The sequence below is a fragment of the Stieleria sedimenti genome, assembly GCF_025060895.1.
Lineage (GTDB): Bacteria > Planctomycetota > Planctomycetia > Pirellulales > Pirellulaceae > Stieleria > Stieleria sedimenti.
In genome coordinates this window covers 40,300-58,368 of sequence record NZ_JANZKV010000042.1, presented here as the reverse complement: position 1 = coordinate 58,368, position 18,069 = coordinate 40,300, and the positions used below count along the sequence as shown (strand labels likewise).

Sequence of the window (18,069 nt, the reverse complement as noted above, 5' to 3'; positions counted from 1 at the left end):
CCTCCCATATCTATTTGGCATTGTTGATTTCGTTTGTCTAGTCACTGAGAATGACGCGAAGCTGTTCAAGCGTCTTCTTTCCATAAACGCGTTTCACTTCCACCCCGCCCTCAAAAAGGATCAACGTCGGGTATTTGTCGATCTCATATTTCTCGGTTACGAACGGATTCTCATCGACATTCAGCGCACCAACTTTCGCAGTACCCTTGATCTCTGCGGCGAACTCTTCAATCGTGGGTTTCATTTCGATACACGGCCCACACCATGGAGCCCACATGTCGACCAAGACCGGCAGGTCGCTCTCGATCACTTCGCTTTGAAAGTTGTCGTCGGTGAGTTGGATTGCTGATGAATGGTCGCCAGCATTCGCATCCGTTTGTGGAGTCGGTCGTTGACATCCTGAAATGAATGCGGCGAGAAAGAGAAACGCAGACGTGATACGTAGCGGAACACACCAAGTGTTTCGGTATTGAGACGCGGCGTCGAAAGCCTTGGCGGCTTCCGCTACGAATGGTGTTGGTCGGCTCATGTTTCGCCTCCGGAATTCGCACGGTCGCTCTTTTTCGCTTCCTTGGCACTCGACAATATTTCAAAGCCGCCTTTGACGACAATTCCAGCGACGAGCACTCCGATTACCAGATCGGGAATTTGTGACTGGAAGAAAATGACGGCAATCCCCGAGAGCACGATGCCCAAGTTGGCAATCATGTCATTGGTGGTGAATATCCAGGACGCCTGCAAATGCACGCCTTCCTCGCGACGAGATCGCAGCAATCGCAGGCAGACCACATTTGTTGCCGCGTTGATGATTGCCACGACGATCATTGCCCAGCCGACGGGATCAGAACCGGAAACGAACCGCCGGATGACGTCACTCACCAAGCCGATGGCCATCGCCACCAACAAGACGCCCGACAATTTGGCGACCCGCGATTTTGCCGTCACGGATCGACCGACCGCATACAGGCTCGCGAAGTAGACAAACGAATCACCGAGGTTATCTAAACCTGCCCCCAACAGACCTGTGGATTGTGCGATGAAGCCAACAATTCCGGCGAGCAACGCTTGGGAGAAGTTGATCAACAACACCCATGTCAGCGTTCGTCGTTCGGATTTGTCTTCGCTGGAGATTCCGTCTGTCTTGGTTTCGTCGCTCATGCTTTTCTGTTGTTTTGTATTAAGAAAGGCCGCTCGTGCTGAGTGGGATTCCAGCACCAGCGGCCCCGCAATTTCAGTCGACCGAAATACTATTGCTTCGGTTTGGACGTGAACGTTCCGCTCGGGCCTTCGAGCTTCACCGGTTCCTTGCCAGCTTTTTCGATCGCTTCCCACAATTTGAGAGGCGAAAGGATCGCGTCACCCTTGGGGACCACGATCGCGGTCTTGGACTTGACATCCGTCTTGACGCCGCCGACGCCAGGAACTTCCGTCAATTTGGTGGCCACCTTCTTGGCACAGCTCTCGCAAGTGAGAACCTTCAAGGTGATGGTCGTTTTCGCGGTCGATGTGGCAGCGTTGATCGTCGTCGCAGCCCGGCTTGGGGCGGTCATGCAAACGGCAAGAGCGAACGTCAGAGCGAGACATAGGGAGGTACGGAACATTTTCAGATTCCTTTCAGTAAACAAACTTAGATATTGAAATGATCGGGCCTTTCGGCGTTCGTGAACGTCACAAGGTGATCTCCTTCAGATGGGAGGGCGAAAAGTTGCGTAGCCAACGACGTAAAGTCTTTCGGCAAACGCGGCAAACTTTTGATTAAGCCAAAAACCTTGGCGGCTTCCGCTAAGGACTGTTCTATTCCTCCGGTTGCGGTGGCTTGTGACCCGTTTTGGCTTCGTATCGTGATGCGAACTTGTCGAATCGTTTGGGGCTGCAAATGAAGCAGTGTGATTCCGGTCGGTCGTGCTCATCGCACCAATCTCCGTCATCCTTGAACTTCGACACCAGCGATTTGTCGCAGAGCGCACACTCCTCCTCGGGCACACCATGTTCAACACACCACCATCCACCGTGGCTGTGATCGACGTTGGTTGCCGCAACCGAATCGGCGGTCCCGTCGGAGGCCGTTTCGCTGTTGCCGCATCCGGCCAGCACCAGTGCGCCGACCAACATCGACAACGCGGTTGCACGCGTCACAAAAATCCAACTCATCGTCATCTCTAATCTCCTTCGGCAAAGCCGAACAAAGGGGGGGTAACTAAACCGTCGCTGGTTCCGGCACGCGATCGGGCTGGGGCATTCGCCTCGAACCGGCCTTGTGCTCGATCTCAGGATCGGTGGGTTCATCGGGTTCGCGATGATGACCGTCATCATCGCCACCGTCTCCGTCAAACTTCTCGATCGGCTTGTTGAACACGACGTAGAGCACTCGTAGCACGAGCAAACTCATCACCATCGCACTGCACACACCGCCGATGACCACCGTCGCCAGTGGTCGTTGGACTTCCGCGCCCATGCCCGTGCTGAATGCCATCGGCACGAAACCGAGGCTGGCCACGAGCGTCGTCATCAAGATCGGACGCAATCGCGTCATCGCGGCTTCTTCGACGGCTTCGTCAAGTGAGCGGCCTTTTCGCCGCAGTTGTCGAATCGTTGACACAAGCAGCATGTCATCGAGCACCGCGACGCCAGACAACGCAATGAAGCCGACTGCTGCGGAAATCGAAAATGGCATGTCGCGAATCCACAACGCCAGAATCCCGCCAATCCACGCAAACGGGACACCGGTAAAGACTCGCAGCGAGTCGATCCAGTTTCGATAGGTCATGTACAGCAACGACAGAATCATCAGCAGCGCGATCGGCACGACGATCATCAGCCGCAGTTGAGCACGCTCTAAGTTTTCAAATTGCCCGCCCCACTCAACGCGATAACGGCCCGGCGGCAATGGAACCTTTTCGGCAATGACTCGTTGGGCCTCCGCAACGAAGCTGCCCAAGTCGCGGCCACGCACGTTCGATTCGATCGTGATCCGTCGCTGATACCAATCGCGTTTGATCGTATTGGGGCCATCAACTTTCTCGATCGTCGCCAGTCGTTCCAACGGGATTCGCTGGCCAGAAGGCGTCGCGACCAGGATTTGTTTGATCGCCTCTGGATCAGCTCGCGCCTTTTCCGGAAGACGAATGATCAGCGGGAATCGCAACTGGCCTTCGTAGACCTCGCCGACGTTATGAGTGCCGAGTGAACGCACCAGATTCATGACTGTGCTGGCGGCGATTCCATAGCGTGCAATCTCATCTTGTTTGATACGAATTTGCAGCAACGGTTGGCCGGAGACCTGCTCGACCTTGACGTCCTCGGAGCCGGGAATGGAGTTGAGCGCCCGCTCGATCTCGCTGGCTTTTTCAACCATCAAGTCGAGGTCGTCACCGTACAGGATGGCGGCAACGTCGCTGCGAACCCCCGAGATCATCTCGTTCATTCGCATCTCGATCGGCTGGGACATCGCGAGCCGCGGGCCTGGTAAATCCCGCAATTCCTCCTGAACCATGACCGTCAGTTCTTCCTGTGTTTCGGCTCGTGTCCATTGTTCTCGCGGATGAAGCGTGATGAACAAGTCCGTCAACTCAGTTCCCATCGGATCAGTAGCGACTTCGGCCGTTCCGATACGACTCCAAACTTGTGCGATCTCGTCGGGAAATTTTTCCAACAACACTTGCTCCATTTGCGTGTTGTAGCGAATCGATTCCTCCAGCGTCGTGCCCGCCAATCGGACCACGTTGATCGTAATCGCACCTTCGGACAATCGCGGAACAAATTCACTGCCAAGGTTGGGCGCGACCAGTCCAAAGACACTGACCAGAAGCAACAATGCCGACCCGATGACAAACGTCTTGTGGTGCATCGTAAATCGCAGCACCGGGGCGTAGAGTCGTTTGAGAACTCGAATCAGCAGCGGTTCTTTCTCTTGAATGTTCTTGGGTAGAAACAGACTGGCCAAGACCGGCATCAGCGTCAGTGACAACACCATCGAACCGGCGAGTGCCATGATCACCGTCAACGCCATCGGGCGAAACAGTTTTCCTTCGACTCCCTCAAGCGTCAGGATTGGCAGGTAGACGATCATGATGATCAGCTCGCCAAACATCGTCGGTTTGCGAACCTCAACGGCCGCGTCGCGAATGATCTCGAGTCGACTTTTACCGTGTTTGTCATGCGCTAGGTGACGCACGCAATTTTCGATCATCACGACCGAGCTATCGACGACCAAGCCGAAGTCGATCGCACCGAGGCTCAGCAGGCTGGCGGCGATGCCGAACTTCAACATTCCCGAAAATGCAAATAGCATCGAAAGCGGAATCGCTAAAGCAACGATCAGCCCGGCTCGCAGATTGCCCAGAAAGATGAACAACACCGCGACCACAAGCAGCCCGCCCTCGAAAAGATTCTTTTGGACCGTGTGAATGACGTGGTCAATCAGTTCCGTGCGGTCGTAGACCGTTTGGATTTTCACGCCCGCTGGCAACGTTTCCTGAATGCTGGCGATCTTTTCTTTGATCGACCAAGTCACGTCGTTGCTATTCTCACCCATCAGCATGAAGCCCAAACCCAACACGGCTTCGCCACGTCCGTTGGCCGTCACGGCACCACGACGAATCTCGTGTCCGATCTCTACGTCGGCCACGTCTCTGACCCGCACCGGCACACCATCGACGGCGGCGATCACGATGTCTTCGATCTCCCCGATGTTGACGGTTCGACCGACGCCGTGAACCAACAACATTTCGCTGCCGTCGGTGACCGTGCCGCCGCCGACGTTTTCGTTGTTCGATTCGAGTGCGCCCGCGACTTCCTCAAACGTCAATCCGTATTTGAACAAGCGTTCGGGGTCGAGGCGAACCTGGTACTGTTTTTCGTAGCCGCCCCAACTGTTGACCTCGGCCACGCCGCGAACCGATCGCAGTTGCGGTTTGACAACCCAATCATGGATCGTCCGCAACTCGGTCATCCGATTGATTCGTTCTTGCTTGGAGGTTTTTGAGAAGTCCACGCCGTCCATGATCAAGACGTAGTGAAAGACTTCACCCAAACCCGTCGAGACCGGCCCCATTTGGGGACGCTGGATACCATCGGGTAATTCAACAGTCGAGAGACGTTCGTTGATCAGTTGCCGTGCAAAGTAGATGTCGATTCCATCGTCGAAAATTACAACGACTTGTGACAGTCCGAACTTGGAAATTGAACGCAACTGGTTCAACCCTGGCAGCCCACTGATCGCTTGCTCAACGGGAAAGGTGATCTGCCGTTCGATCTCCTCGGAGGCCAGCGACGGCGCGACCGTATTGATTTGGATTTGCACCGGAGTGGTGTCGGGGAACGCGTCAATATCGAGTTGACGCAGCGAGAATCCACCAACGACCGCAAACAACAACGCCGCCAGAATCACCAACGCGCGGTGCTTGAGCGAAAAGTCGATCAGCCAATTAAGCATCCGTGCTCTCCCTATTCGGCGACGCAGTCACAGCCTGCGCCTAAGTTGTTTTTAAGAAGCTGAGCCCGTAGCACGTCGCTACCGTCGGTCGCGATCACTTCGCCGGGCAGGACGCCAGAGATGACCTCCGTAAATTCGCCGTTCGTGGCACCCAGGCGTACCGAACGGACGTGAAAGACTTTGAAACTGTCGGGGCTATCGAAGTAATGCTTGTCACGCACGAAAACAACTTGGCAGCAACCTTCCCAGTGCGACGCGCCCGTGGGAATCACGATAGAGTCGGACTCTTCGCGCAGAATCACTTCGCCGGTGCCGAACGTCTCATTGCGAAGGCGTCCGTCGGGATTGCGAAGCACCGCGCGGACCTGCACCAAACGCGTCATCCGATCGGCCGACGTCGAAATCCAATCGAGAGTTCCTTCAATCTTCTCCCGGCTCCCATCAGCGTGGAAATGAACTTTCTGACCGACGGCCAGTTGATTGAGGTTTTCCAGCGGCAGGTTCAACGTCAACCACATTTGGCGAATGTCGGCGACATCGAACAGGATCCGTGCCGGATCGACGACTTCGCCGGGAGCGACATTTCGCTCGGTCACCGTGCCGTCGATCGGCGAGCGAATCGGTAGCAAGTTTGACGTGATCGCTGGCGAGTCGATCTGCCGACGGACGTCATCGGGAATCCCCACTAGCCGCAGTCGGTCGAGCACCTCTTGTTCGCTCAACCCGTTCAGCGAATCGATATCGACAGGCAACCCTAAATTTCGCAACGACTGGTCGGCGGCCAACACGTCCGCCTGGGCCTTGGCCAAGGCGGCTCTCGCATCCAGAATTCGCGAACCAGGAACAGCACCGCGCGTATCAGCCAGCCGGTCGACGTTTTGCTTCTGCAACCGTTCTTCCGCAAGAGCTCGCAGCAACGTCGTTTTCAACTCGCCGACCTGCGCCGCATCGATGATCGCTAGGACTTCGCCTTTTGCGACCGAATCGCCCACATTCTTGGCCACCGACCAGACGGTACCTGGCAATCGGGATGCCAGGCTGGCCCGGCGAGTTGGGTCGTAAACAATCTCGCCGCTGCCGGTGATCGCTTCGACGATTGGAGCACGATCGACGAGTTCCACATCAACGCCAGCCTGCTTCAGTGACTCAATGGATGCGAACTGAATGCGGGCCTGATAAATCTTGCAGGCGCTGTTGTTCTCTTTTCGCGGAGCCACGGCCAATGCTCGTGCGGCTCGCTCAAGATCGTTCGGCGAGATCGACGGCGTCTCCTTCAGTTGAGCGACATCGGGGTGATCCAACACGCAGTTGTGCACGCCATGGACCGCGCACCAACCGTAGTCGGGGCCTGTAGGAATCAGGGTGGGATCGCACTCGACGCAGATCGACTCCGGCACGGCATGTTCTTCACACCAATCGTCGGCGACCGCCTCGACACTCCCGGTCAACGCGGCAAACTTTGGAATTCGCCAATCGTTGTGATGCCCGTAGTAAAAGACCGCGGCAAAGCCGATCAGAACCAACGTCGGCCCGATGCTACCAAGGGCAAGCGAGACAAATCGCCGGATGGGGCTACCATTTTTGGTTGGCGTTTCGATCTCGGAAGTATGCACGGGCCGTCCGTTGGCCGAAGATTCGGCGGAGGCGGGACGCGGATTTTCCTCCGGCGCATTGACGACTGACTGACTCATTGCAGAACTCCTGCTGGGATAGACGGGACAAACGCGAACCGCAAAAATGCAATTCGAGCATTCAACCAACGGACACAGGCCGACCAGAAATGAACTCGAACGCGGTGTCGCAACATGCGGCGAGCGCAATCGCCATCACAAACCGATTTCGAGGGTCAACCAACGTGGGCCAGCAGTGGCCTACAGCAATAGAGAGGCGTAAACGAGACGCACGTCTCGCCCGCTTTGCAGATCAAACCGTTGCGGATGTCGTTCTTCGCAACGTTTTGCAAGCAATTTGGACAGGTCCAGCGTTTCCAGACACAGCGGCGTCCAATCCGACAACAGCTGGAAGTCCGCTGACACGGTGCGGGAATTTGACTCTGGCGTTACGAGACAAACGCATCCGGTGTCGCAGGGGCAAGGGTTGTCACACGGGGCATTTCCCGGCGGCAACTGACGGTCATCGCATGGAGTGGATTGTTCGTGTCCACAGTGACAGCTACCAACCTTCTCAACTCCTGCTGTCGACGCAACATCCCCGCCCGCCGCACAAAATACGGGACACGCAACCACACGTAGTGTGATGAACGAGATGAACAGAAGACGGAACATCAAGAGGATGGCAATCCTGTAGGTTGATAGGACTCTAAGACATTAGTATAGGTTGGGAAAACGTTTACGGCAAGGCAAGTTCGACTACGGCTGCCATTTGCATGAAGCGTATCTAAGCGTCCTTTGCGAACCGCTCGTCTTTGATTCCCAGTCGCAATTTCCACTCCATCGCACTGCAATACAGCACAGGCACAACTAGCATCGTCATGATCTCGATCGTCATGCCGCCGAAGCTGGGAATGGCCATCGGCACCATGATGTCACTGCCTCGGCCGGTGGAGGTAAGCACGGGGATGAGTGCCAGCAGTGTGGTTGCCGTGGTCATCAAGCACGGACGAACACGACGCACGCCGGCGGTGACCGTTGCTTCGCGTGCATGTTCGATGTTGGTGATTCGGTCTTTGCGAAAGCTCTCGTCGAGGTAGGATGCGATCACAACTCCATCATCGCTGGCAATTCCGAATAGTGCCAGGAAGCCAACCCAAACGGCGACACTGAGGTTGATCGTGTGGACCTGGAACAGAGTCCGCATGTCGGTCCCGAACAGGTCAAAGTTTAAGAACCACTCAGTCCCATAGAGCCATAGCATGATAAAGCCGCCCGACCACGCAATCATGATACCGCTGAAAACGAGCGAAGTCGTAATGACCGATTTGAACTGCATGTAGAGAATCAAGAAGATGATCCCCAACGCAAGCGGCAGCACAACCATCAGCGTTTTTTGGGAACGCAACTGGTTCTCGTAGTTGCCCGCAAACGTGTAGCTGACTCCCGCCGGTAGAATCAGCTCACCGCTGTCGATCTTCTCTTGCAAAAAGGCCTGCGCATCCTCGACGACATCGACCTCTGCATTGCCCGACTTCATGTCGAACAGTACGTAGCCAAGCAGGAATGTGTCTTCACTCTTGATGACCTGTGGACCTCGCACGTAACGAATTTCCGCAAGTTGCTCAAGTGGAATCTGTGACCCCATTGGCGTGGGGACCAGGATGCGTCCTAGGGATTCCGCCTCGTCGCGAAGTTCACGAGCGTAGCGGACCCTCACCGGATAACGCTCCCGGCCCTCGACAGTCGTCGTAATTCGGCGGCCTCCGATTGCGACTTCGATCACGTCTTGCACGCTGCGAATGTGCAGTCCATATCGTTTAATGGCGTCTCGGTCGATGTCGATTTCCAGATACGGCTTGCCGACGATGCGGTCCGCGATCACAGCGGATGCTTGAACGGTCGGAACCTGCTTCAACAAACCCTCGATCTGGAGCGCAACCTTTTCGATCGTTTCCAGATCGGGGCCTTTGACTTTCATCCCCATCGGTGCACGCATCCCGCTTTGCAACATCACGATTCGGGCAGCGATCGGCTGCAGCTTTGGAGCGGATGTTGTGCCAGGTATATCAGCGGCTTCGGTGATTTTTTCCCAGATGTCGTTCGGCGTCTTGATCTCGTCGCGCCACTGACGAAATGGTCGACCATTCTCATCCTCCACCAGTTCACCGAACTTATCACGAACGAACCCGCCTGACTTTTCGTCGAATTGGAACTTCAGACGATGCCCGTCTTTGTCAGTTTTGTACTCCGATTTGTATGTGATATAGGTCTCAATCATCGAAATCGGCGCGGGATCAAGCGGACTTTCCGCCCTGCCGATCTTGCCGACCACTGATTCGACTTCGGGAATCGAGACCAGGAATTTGTTTTGTAGTTGCAGCACATCCATCGCTTCACCAATGGAAGCGTGCGGCATCGTGGTCGGCATATACAAGTACGAACCTTCATCCAGCGGCGGCATGAACTCTTTTCCCAAACCAGGAAGTGCCGCAGACAACGCCGACCAAGGACTCGACTGGCGAACCGTCAATTCAGAAACACCGACGAACGAAGTAACTTTGGGGACGAATCCGAAGATGCGATCAAAACCCTGCCACGCGGATGCGCCGAAGAGCAAAATCAACGCTGGCAACGACAAAAACAGCAATTTGTGAGCCAAGCACCAACGCAACAGAGGTTCGTAGATGAATCGTTGAAAGATCGTGAAGAATCCAAGCAGGCCGCCGATCAATCCTCCAACAAACATCAGGTTCCGGAACAAGCCTTTTTCCGGTCCAAGAGGCAACCAGTGGTCGGTCAACAGAAATCCAACCACGAGAACGGCGATCGCGCTAGCCGCGTAGGGGCCAAATCGCTGATACTTTTTAGGAATTCTTTCTTCGATCAACTTATAGGCGCCCAAGCCAATGACGATCGCGCCAACCCACCACGTCACCACGAACATTGCGACGATTCCTGCGATGATGAGTGCAATCATCGCCGCACGACGAAGTGTTTCAGACTTGATTCGTCCTCCAAAAAGAATGTGAGCCGCTGGGGGAATGATCGTTAATGCAACGATCACCGAAGCCGCAAGAGCAAACGTTTTGGTAAATGCGAGTGGTCTGAAGAGCTTTCCCTCTGCTGCAATCATCGTGAATACGGGCAGGAAACTGACCACCGTCGTCGAAACCGCGGTCAGTACGGCGCTAGCCACTTCGTGCGCCGCCCGAAAGATGACGTGCCCCGTGTCATCATCCGGGCCTGCTTCATCCAATTGCTTTAAGATGTTCTCACACAATATGATCCCCATATCGACCATGGTGCCGATCGCAATCGCAATACCTGACAACGCAACGATGTTTGCGTCCACGCCGAATGCTTTCATCGCGATGAAGCACATCAGAACGGCGAGCGGAAGCAATGCGCTAATCAAAATCGAACTGCGCATGTGCAGGACCATCACCAAGATCACAATGATCGTGACCAGGATTTCTTCGGTCAGTGCCGTATTCAGGGTGCCGAGCGTTTCGTAAATGACCCCGGTACGGTCGTAAAACGGCACGACCGTCACCTGACTAGTCGTGATCCACGCAGGCCACTGTTCGCGTGGCTGGGAACGCAGGTGCTTCACCCACTGGTCATGAGACGCCCCCGGCTTCGTGATTGGATTCAAGTCGTTCGCCACCGCGTAGGCATCGACTTGATCCTGAGTGGTCATCAAATAATCGATGATTACCTTCGAGGGCAGCCCGGGCGAAATCTCCGTGACCCGCCCCTTGATGTTCTTGATCGCTTCAAGAGGGTTGTAGCCAAATCGAACGACGCAGACCCCGCCGACGGCCTCCGCCCCTGCCTTGTCCAATGCCCCCCGCCTGAGCGCGGGACCGAGTGAAACCGTCGCAACGTCCTTGATAGTGATTGGGACATTATCCGCAACTCGCAGAACAGTTTTTTCGATGTCGTCAATCTGTTCAATGAATCCCAGGCCACGAATCACATACTCGGCCTTATTGAGTTCAATGGTCCGAGCGCCCACGTCGACATTTGTCATTTTCACTGACTGGAAAACATCGGCGAGACTCACGCCAGCAGCTCGCATGGCATCGGGGTCTACGTCAATTTGGTACTCGCGAACAAACCCTCCAATCGATGCGACTTCGCTGATGCCCTCAGCCGACGTTAGTGAATAGCGAACGTACCAATCCTGAATCGTCCGCAGCTCGTCCAAGTCCCAACCACCTGTCGGGACTCCATCTGGATCATGGCCTTCGAGTGTATACAGATAGACTTGCCCCAGTGCCGTTGCATCGGGACCGAGCGCGGGCTGGACTCCTTCGGGCAATGTCCCTGCCGGAAGGCTGTTTAGCTTTTCAAGCACGCGACTCCGCGACCAATAGAACTCCGCATCGTCATTGAAGATAATGAAGATCGACGAGAAGCCAAACAGCGAATAGCTGCGAATCGTCTTGACTTCGGGAATGCCTAACAAGGCGACGGTCAGCGGATATCCGATCTGATCTTCGACATCTTGCGGTGATCGCCCCATCCACTCGGTGAAGACGATCTGCTGGTTTTCGCCAATGTCAGGGATCGCATCGACGGGAACTGGATCGCGAGGCAATCCCCTCAAGTCCCAATCGAACGGAGCGACCATCGCGCCCCATGTCAATGTTGCCAGGACGACAAGCAAGATTACAAGTTTGTTGTGCAGGCAAAACCAAATCACACTTCCAAGAAATGACTTGCGGGCTTGCTTGATGTCGTCGGGTAGGTCGGACGGGTCAAACATTTGTATTTATTCGGGAGTCGGGGAGTGAAGAGTCCGGGAGGCACGGAGATAAATCAGTGTTGATGGTCAGCTCCTAGAGTGCCACTCTCGCTGTCTCCCTCACTCCCTGACTTGGCAACTCCCAACTTCTCTACCTTGTCCGCACATTTCAGCATCGAAGCTCCGTAATACGGATTGCGAACGGAATCGTCGGTCTGAATCCAGCTTGCGCCGCGGCCATCGAAAGCCATCGGGCAGTGCAATTCAAACAATTGGTCGGCTCCGGCAAATCCGAATGATCGATGTAAGGTCAAGAGCTGATCCGAAAGCAGCGCAAACGCAGAACGGATCGAGTCCAAATCGGAAGCATCTGCGAGTCTATCGGCGATCTTCGATAGACTGATGTATTCTGCCTTCCAACGTTCGGCTGTCTTGCCCTGCAACGACTGGCCATTGATCGAATTGACCGCCTGCTGCAAACCGCCGACAGACGCGAATGCCACATTTGAATCGTCTGCTGCGAGTGACCGACTGATGGAAAGATAAGGCGGAATGAGCTGGCTCAACTGCTGACGAAAGGCATCCGGAACATCCAACTGCTTCTCAGCCATTTGATGCCCCGCATGAAACAGTCCAAACATCTCTTGTAGACGCTCGGCATGACGCTTCGTTAGCAGCGACACCCGGTCGGCATTCTGTAGGGACTGAATATCACTTCCCTCGACAGCATCATTTGCCAACAGCATTACGAATTCGCCAAGCTGGTCACCCATGTCACCTGGCAGCGCGTTCGGATCAATCCCAGCGATGTTCTGCCCGAGAGACCTGAACGATTCGCGAATCCGATTCAGTTCTGCAGCCTCGACCGCTTCCCCGATGGCTGACACGGACTCAATCGTTAGCATCAACCTCATTTTCAGCTCACGCGGCAGAGACATTCCATTGCCTCCCGCCATCTGCATCGCGTCGCCATCTCCGGTTGGCATCGCACCACCCCCGTGGTTATGCCCGCCTCCGCCACCCCCCCCTTCAGGCGTCATCATGGACGGCTTGGCAGAAATTTGCAGGGCACTGTCGAGTTTGAAATTTCCATTCGTGACAACGAGTTCCCCTTCCTTCAAACCCGTCTTGACCAAGTAGTAATCACCAGCCCGCGGACCGAGAACGATTTCGCGGCCTTCGTAGGTTGGCTCCTCGGCATCGGGGACTTGGACGTAGACGATGGCGCGTGTTCCGGTAAGCAATGCTGCGGTCACCGGAATTACTAGCGGCTTCGCAGTGTCGCTAGGCTCCGCAGTGACGTAGCCGAGCGATTCCGCCCTCACGAGAGGCATTGCGCAAATGTCGCATTCGCCTGGTTCGTCCTTGACGATCTCTGGGTGCATTGGGCTGATCCATTTTCCCGCAAGCGAAGCATCAAGCACTCTTCCGCCCGCAGCGATTTTCGAGCGAACGATTGCACGAACGAACATTTCTGGTTTCAACCGTCCATCTTCGTTAGAAACGTTGACGCGGACCTTGACAGTTCGTGTCATCTTGTCGAGCACCGGGTCGATGAACGCGATGCGCCCCGAGAACACTTCACCCGGATACGCCTCGGTTGTGAATTCGACCTCTTGCCCATACCTCAGCCACGCCAAGTCCGACTCGTAAGCATCCATCTGAACCCAGAGGTGATTCAGGTCGGCCACCGTATAGATGCGATCACCCGTGCGGACTCGATCGCCTTCTTGCCGGAGCTTTTCAATGACCACGCCGCCGATCGGTGAATAGATGGTGATGTGTTCATCGGCCTTGCCTTTTTGCTCAATCTCTTGAATCTGTTTCTCTGTGATTCCAAGCAACCGTAGCTTCTCTCTCGCGGATTCGGCCAAGTCGATCGGAGTGACGAACCGCGAAGATGGACGACTGGCGTTTGACTCAAGAGCCGCGATCAGTTCTTCCTGCGCGGTGTAGAGTTCCTCGCTGTAGATGTACGCCATGTGATCGCCCTTGTTAACTTCAACCCCGGTATAGTCCACGTATAGCCGATCGAGTCGCCCGGATACCCATGCTGTAATGTGCGACAATCTGGTTTCGTCATACTCAATTTTTCCGACCATACGAACGTCGGCAGTCACGTATCGGTGCGAAACCGGCACCGTTTCGATTTTCATCAACTTTTGGATGTCCGCGTTAATCGAAACGGTACGAACACCGCCCGCTGATTTCCTCACCGGAACTAAGTCCATGCCGCAGATCGGGCAACTACCCGGCCCGTCACGCCGGATTTGAGGGTGCATACTGCACGTCCAGATTGAGGCTTGCTCAGCACCGTCGCCAGAGACGGTCGTTGTTGTCGGCGAAGATTCGGAAGAACTGCTTGGCCCGCGCAACGACCATGCTGCGGCGAAGCCGATCGAAAGACATGCGATCGCTTGCAGAAACCAGGCTTGCGTGACGAGACGTTTGATGAGTTGTTTCATTGTTCTTGTTCAGCTTTCCTTAAACCACTTAACCAACTTCGCCACCTCGGTCTGATCCCGCGCGCCTACCGCCGTCAGGCTTCGGCGGCCTTCCCGCCATGTCGCCGCAATACTTGACTTCAGGTCCACAAGACAGCACTCCTTGTCACCGCACATTGCCATGGATGTTGGACGCTTCCCGAACCAAGCGGCTTTCTCATCGTCGTGCTCAAACAGCACAAGTATTGACCCGTCGTCTCGCTTGCACACTGACTTGAAGCAGGTGCAACAGGGCATCTTCAGAACACTTGTGGACGCGAGCGCATAGCCATCCGGAAGTCCCTCAGCGACGGCCGGACGATAGCCCACCAAGCTGATTGCCCGGTCCGGTGAAACCACCTTGCCGTCGTACTTGCCCAGCAGGAACTGTTCCGCTTGGTCCGGATTCTCTGGCAAAATTTCCAGGTAGTGGTCCATCGTCGCGACGAATTCCGGCCCGTGCTCGTCATGCATCTCCGACATGGCGTCGTCGTGGCGAAGCCAAACGCTCAACCCGATCACCAACAAAATCGATGCCGCGATGGCCAGACGCCAGACCGTCGCACGGGTCAACCAAGGACGCCGGACTTTCGCTGCGGAAGCCACCACGATTTTCGGCTGTTCAGAAATCTGGCCAGTACGATCCAGCTCTTCGACGATGCTCGCCCAGACGTTCTCTGATACGAGACCGACTGGTGCTGCGGATATCGATTTACTCAGCTTCTGATACCCGTCCAGCAATTCCGAACAAGTCTCACATTGCCGAACATGCTCAGCAACCGACACTCGCGCATCCACCGAAAGCTCGTCGTCAAAGTACGACGACAGCAGGTCTTGGATTTCGATGCAGTTCATTGTCGCTTGCCTCGGGCTGATCACGGTCAGCACCAGTATGTGGATCGCAGGTGGGCCCTGGAGCCGGAACCTCGATGCGACTGACGTGACGCCTATTTGATGCGGTGGCGGGCCGTCTTCTTCACCGTTCTTGTAGATTTTCAAGGAAACGTCGTTCTCAGCCACTATTTTTCGTTGTTTTGCTCGAAATTCATGAAGGTTGACCCGCTCGCGAGTATCCAAGAACGAAATCGACTGCCCAATTTACTTGCTCCTCAGTCAAGGAACGTTCCGCAATGGCCTTTCTCAAATGGACCCTATCGCTCGCCACAGTGACGATCCTGTTCGTCGCATTGGTCGGCTGTCAACCGTCCAATGTCACTGAGACCGATGACTCCGCCTCGCTCCGCGTATCAACCGAGATGGATCACCACCAAAGCATGAACTCGGACAGGCACGACAAGGGTGGTCACGATCATTCGGTCAACAGCGAACCGCAACCAGCCGAAGAAATCGCAGCGGGCAAGTCCGACATGGACAAGATGAAGGAGACATTGGCCGATCTACCCGAGGGAGATCGAATGTCGGCAATGAAGCAACACTTCTGCCCCGTCAGCGATGAGATGCTTGGCGTGATGGGCGCCCCGGAGAAGATCGACGTCAACGGACAAGCCGTCTGGATTTGCTGCAACGGTTGCAAGGACAAATTGCTCGCCGAACCAGACAAATACCTCGCCAAGATCAACAAGTAACCCTGCATTCACCGCCCAACGCCATCACTACTTTCCAAGGCTGGTTTCAATGAAACTTCGTAGCGTTACCGCAATCGTCGCAGCCACGCTGCTCATGTCGCCCCAACTCTCGACCGCACAGGACGCCCACGCCGGGCACGACCATGCGGCACACGACCATGCTGGCCACAACCACGCCGCCGAAGCAACTGGCCCACATGGGGGCACCGTGCAGACCGTTGGCGATCGACGAATCGAGACGGTGATCGCCGAGAAAGGCATCAATCTGTGAAGCGGGCGCGTCAAGTTCCCATTCGATCAAGTCGATTGACGCGCAATGACGTACAAATGTGTTTCGAGAAGTGAGACACCATAGGAACTGAGTCTCACCACCCAGATGCTGGTGCAGTTTCCGGATCGCATCGCGGTACTCCTGGCTTCGGTAATCGATGCTCTTCCTCGCATCGACGACCAAATCCGGCGAGGTCAGTGGAAACGTGCTGGGATGATGTGCCCAAACTTTCATGTTGCTGAGCACTTGAACTCAGTCAACGCTTGAAGATCGCCAACTTCAAGCTGTGGGTGTGCCTGTAAGAGTGAGCGAAGGACAGAACAGGCTCGAAAACGCCTTCCTTCGTATTGGGATTGCGCGAGAGGAATTTCTGCCATGGATTCACAAAGCGTCGATCCGTTTGCTTGAGGGCTTTCCCGCATGATCGAACCATAGCGATCATTCAGATAGCTCAACAGATTTCTCTCATCTTGCCAACTACGATCAATCGCCCAGAGAAGAACGTGTGTTTCGCACCAAGCCGTCTTAACACCCTTCGGAATCGCTTTTCGACTGGGATGACCGGACCACTTTGGACCGTTCAGGATCGGTGCCTCATTCACTGCCATCTTTTCAATCCAGTACCTCTCTTGCGTCTTGGCCCACTTTTCCGCGGTCGCTGAATCGCCAAACTCCGATTGTTCAAGAACGGACATAATCGGATCTCGGCCTTCGTATCGAAGGTACATGAGCCAAACGTCTTTGATCGTGAAACCGTACTCGGCCTCCGATAAGTGCATGCGTAATCGCTGATCAAGCTTGTTGGTGCGACCGACATAGCGCACGACTTTCGGGGCGAGCGGGTCGGCCAACGAGTAAATATATTGCGGGAATGACATGGCGTTTAGAATATCCAAGTGACATTCTCCTAGCGACCACGATGAGTACTGAAATGCACGCGAATTGGCAATGAATCTCGGAGAAGTGGCCGGCATACGCCATCGACGATAAAGATAAATTCCTGGTTGATGCGTCGACGTGCCGTTTCGCAGTTGACGGAAAGCACGAGTTTGCCGTGTATTCATTTGGTCGCTACACACGTCGAGCAACGGTCGGCCCGACGAAGACCTATCCTCTGTGCGTGCAATTTGGCATTCAGTTTCCATTATTCACGTCGGACGAAGAACCAGCGATTGGACATCTGCGAACGCGATTCTCCGTCGATGCGCGTAGTCGAACTGCTAGATGTTGTCGTGGCGGCACGGCCTGCCACTCGAACGGAGTTTGATTAGCGATCCCCTTCGTGAGATTCTTAGAGTCCACATGGGGCTTTAGGAATGATCACGCAACGACTCTTCGATTTTGAGGTAGCAGAATTAGAACGAATGAAGCATGAGCACGTCTCAGGGGACCTGACGGCCGAGAGCGAAATCGATGACCTTCGATATGCTTCCGTAAAACGTGTTTCGGTCGTTTTTGAGCGGTCGCTGGGGGACCGACCGTGCCTGACGAGCACCGAAGAATCGCGAATGTTCTTCAAGAGGTACTGGCAAGACAATCCTGCGTGGGATCAGGAGCAATTCGTTGTTGCGTGCCTCGATACCAAGCACCGGGTTCAATGCGTTGTGCGTGTCACAGTGGGAACGCTTGACGCTTCGCTGGTTCACCCCAGGGAAGTGTTCAAGCCGGCAATCATTGAGGGCTCGTCAGCCGTGATCCTTTCTCACAATCATCCGTCGGGCAACACGACGCCGAGTCGGGAAGACATCAGTGTCACTGACCGACTGACAGAGGCGGGAAAATTGCTAGGAATTACCGTTCTCGACCATATCATTCACGGTGACGGAACGAATGAAGTGCTGTCCATTCGAGAGTCGACGTAGTTGGACAGTCCCACTTTGCCGTGTTTACGTTCCCAGTCCGCGGCGAACATCGTGGATCCACCCTCTGGCG

General features: G+C 55.1%; 14 protein-coding genes. 3 read left to right on the top strand and 11 right to left on the bottom strand.

All coding sequences use genetic code 11. The features are described from left to right. Positions 1-37: 37 nt before the first annotated feature. The 10 genes from NZK35_RS06465 to NZK35_RS06420 form a co-directional block, all read right to left on the bottom strand. A complete protein-coding gene (locus tag NZK35_RS06465) occupies positions 38-529 on the bottom strand; it encodes a thioredoxin family protein (protein ID WP_145214862.1) in 492 nt (163 codons plus the stop codon). Next, entirely contained in the window at positions 526-1,158 is a 633-nt protein-coding gene (locus tag NZK35_RS06460) for a cation transporter (protein ID WP_145214864.1), read from the bottom strand. The genes NZK35_RS06465 and NZK35_RS06460 overlap by 4 nt, the downstream gene beginning before the upstream one ends. Positions 1,159-1,247: 89 nt before the next feature. Continuing rightward, positions 1,248-1,601: a heavy-metal-associated domain-containing protein gene (locus NZK35_RS06455; protein WP_259631769.1), complete on the bottom strand. Its 354-nt coding sequence runs from the start codon at positions 1,599-1,601 to the stop codon at positions 1,248-1,250. 193 nt (positions 1,602-1,794) lie between these two features. After that, entirely contained in the window at positions 1,795-2,151 is a 357-nt protein-coding gene (locus NZK35_RS06450; RefSeq protein ID WP_259631768.1) for an RND transporter, read from the bottom strand. A gap of 46 nt (positions 2,152-2,197) precedes the next feature. Beyond that, positions 2,198-5,434, bottom strand: coding sequence for an efflux RND transporter permease subunit (locus tag NZK35_RS06445; RefSeq protein WP_259631767.1), 3,237 nt, complete (start codon positions 5,432-5,434; stop codon positions 2,198-2,200). A gap of 11 nt (positions 5,435-5,445) precedes the next feature. After that, complete coding sequence (locus tag NZK35_RS06440) at positions 5,446-7,125, bottom strand: efflux RND transporter periplasmic adaptor subunit (protein ID WP_145214873.1); 1,680 nt, start codon at positions 7,123-7,125, stop codon at positions 5,446-5,448. A gap of 180 nt (positions 7,126-7,305) precedes the next feature. Further along, positions 7,306-7,470: a hypothetical protein gene (locus NZK35_RS06435; RefSeq protein WP_246419052.1), complete on the bottom strand. Its 165-nt coding sequence runs from the start codon at positions 7,468-7,470 to the stop codon at positions 7,306-7,308. Between the two features lie 361 nt (positions 7,471-7,831). Then, a complete protein-coding gene (locus NZK35_RS06430) occupies positions 7,832-11,818 on the bottom strand; it encodes an efflux RND transporter permease subunit (RefSeq protein ID WP_145214879.1) in 3,987 nt (1,328 codons plus the stop codon). Positions 11,819-11,871: 53 nt separating this feature from the next. Then, positions 11,872-14,262: an efflux RND transporter periplasmic adaptor subunit gene (locus NZK35_RS06425; RefSeq protein ID WP_145214884.1), complete on the bottom strand. Its 2,391-nt coding sequence runs from the start codon at positions 14,260-14,262 to the stop codon at positions 11,872-11,874. Positions 14,263-14,271: 9 nt separating this feature from the next. Further along, positions 14,272-15,357, bottom strand: a complete 1,086-nt coding sequence (locus NZK35_RS06420) for an anti-sigma factor family protein (RefSeq protein ID WP_259631766.1) — start codon at positions 15,355-15,357, stop codon at positions 14,272-14,274. A gap of 53 nt (positions 15,358-15,410) precedes the next feature. Here NZK35_RS06420 and NZK35_RS06415 point away from each other — a divergent pair, with 53 nt between their 5' ends. Both NZK35_RS06415 and NZK35_RS06410 read left to right on the top strand, forming a co-directional pair. Further along, positions 15,411-15,866, top strand: coding sequence for a hypothetical protein (locus tag NZK35_RS06415; RefSeq protein ID WP_145214887.1), 456 nt, complete (start codon positions 15,411-15,413; stop codon positions 15,864-15,866). Between the two features lie 49 nt (positions 15,867-15,915). Continuing rightward, positions 15,916-16,137 carry a hypothetical protein gene (locus NZK35_RS06410; protein ID WP_259631765.1) on the top strand — a complete coding sequence of 74 codons (222 nt, stop codon included), beginning with the start codon at positions 15,916-15,918 and terminating at the stop codon, positions 16,135-16,137. Between the two features lie 230 nt (positions 16,138-16,367). Here the strand turns inward: NZK35_RS06410 and NZK35_RS06405 are convergent, their stop codons facing one another. Then, the gene (locus NZK35_RS06405; protein WP_259631764.1) at positions 16,368-17,033 is read right to left on the bottom strand and encodes a GIY-YIG nuclease family protein; all 666 of its coding nucleotides are present in this window, start codon (positions 17,031-17,033) and stop codon (positions 16,368-16,370) included. Positions 17,034-17,501: 468 nt separating this feature from the next. On the opposite strand from NZK35_RS06405, the gene NZK35_RS06400 reads away from it, so the two are divergent. Continuing rightward, the gene (locus NZK35_RS06400) at positions 17,502-17,999 is read left to right on the top strand and encodes a JAB domain-containing protein (protein WP_407699769.1); all 498 of its coding nucleotides are present in this window, start codon (positions 17,502-17,504) and stop codon (positions 17,997-17,999) included. Positions 18,000-18,069: the final 70 nt, after the last annotated feature.

Bases quoted from the DNA above. Each gene is read 5' to 3' on its own strand.
- NZK35_RS06415 (WP_145214887.1), top strand. From the start codon at position 15,411: ATGGCCTTTCTCAAATGGACCCTATCGCTCGCCACAGTGACGATCCTG.
- NZK35_RS06425 (WP_145214884.1), bottom strand. From the start codon at position 14,262: ATGAAACAACTCATCAAACGTCTCGTCACGCAAGCCTGGTTTCTGCAA.
- NZK35_RS06440 (WP_145214873.1), bottom strand. From the start codon at position 7,125: ATGAGTCAGTCAGTCGTCAATGCGCCGGAGGAAAATCCGCGTCCCGCC.
- NZK35_RS06430 (WP_145214879.1), bottom strand. From the start codon at position 11,818: ATGTTTGACCCGTCCGACCTACCCGACGACATCAAGCAAGCCCGCAAG.
- NZK35_RS06455 (WP_259631769.1), bottom strand. From the start codon at position 1,601: ATGTTCCGTACCTCCCTATGTCTCGCTCTGACGTTCGCTCTTGCCGTT.
- NZK35_RS06400 (WP_407699769.1), top strand. From the start codon at position 17,502: ATGAAGCATGAGCACGTCTCAGGGGACCTGACGGCCGAGAGCGAAATC.
- NZK35_RS06460 (WP_145214864.1), bottom strand. From the start codon at position 1,158: ATGAGCGACGAAACCAAGACAGACGGAATCTCCAGCGAAGACAAATCC.
- NZK35_RS06465 (WP_145214862.1), bottom strand. From the start codon at position 529: ATGAGCCGACCAACACCATTCGTAGCGGAAGCCGCCAAGGCTTTCGAC.
- NZK35_RS06450 (WP_259631768.1), bottom strand. From the start codon at position 2,151: ATGAGTTGGATTTTTGTGACGCGTGCAACCGCGTTGTCGATGTTGGTC.
- NZK35_RS06445 (WP_259631767.1), bottom strand. From the start codon at position 5,434: ATGCTTAATTGGCTGATCGACTTTTCGCTCAAGCACCGCGCGTTGGTG.
- NZK35_RS06410 (WP_259631765.1), top strand. From the start codon at position 15,916: ATGAAACTTCGTAGCGTTACCGCAATCGTCGCAGCCACGCTGCTCATG.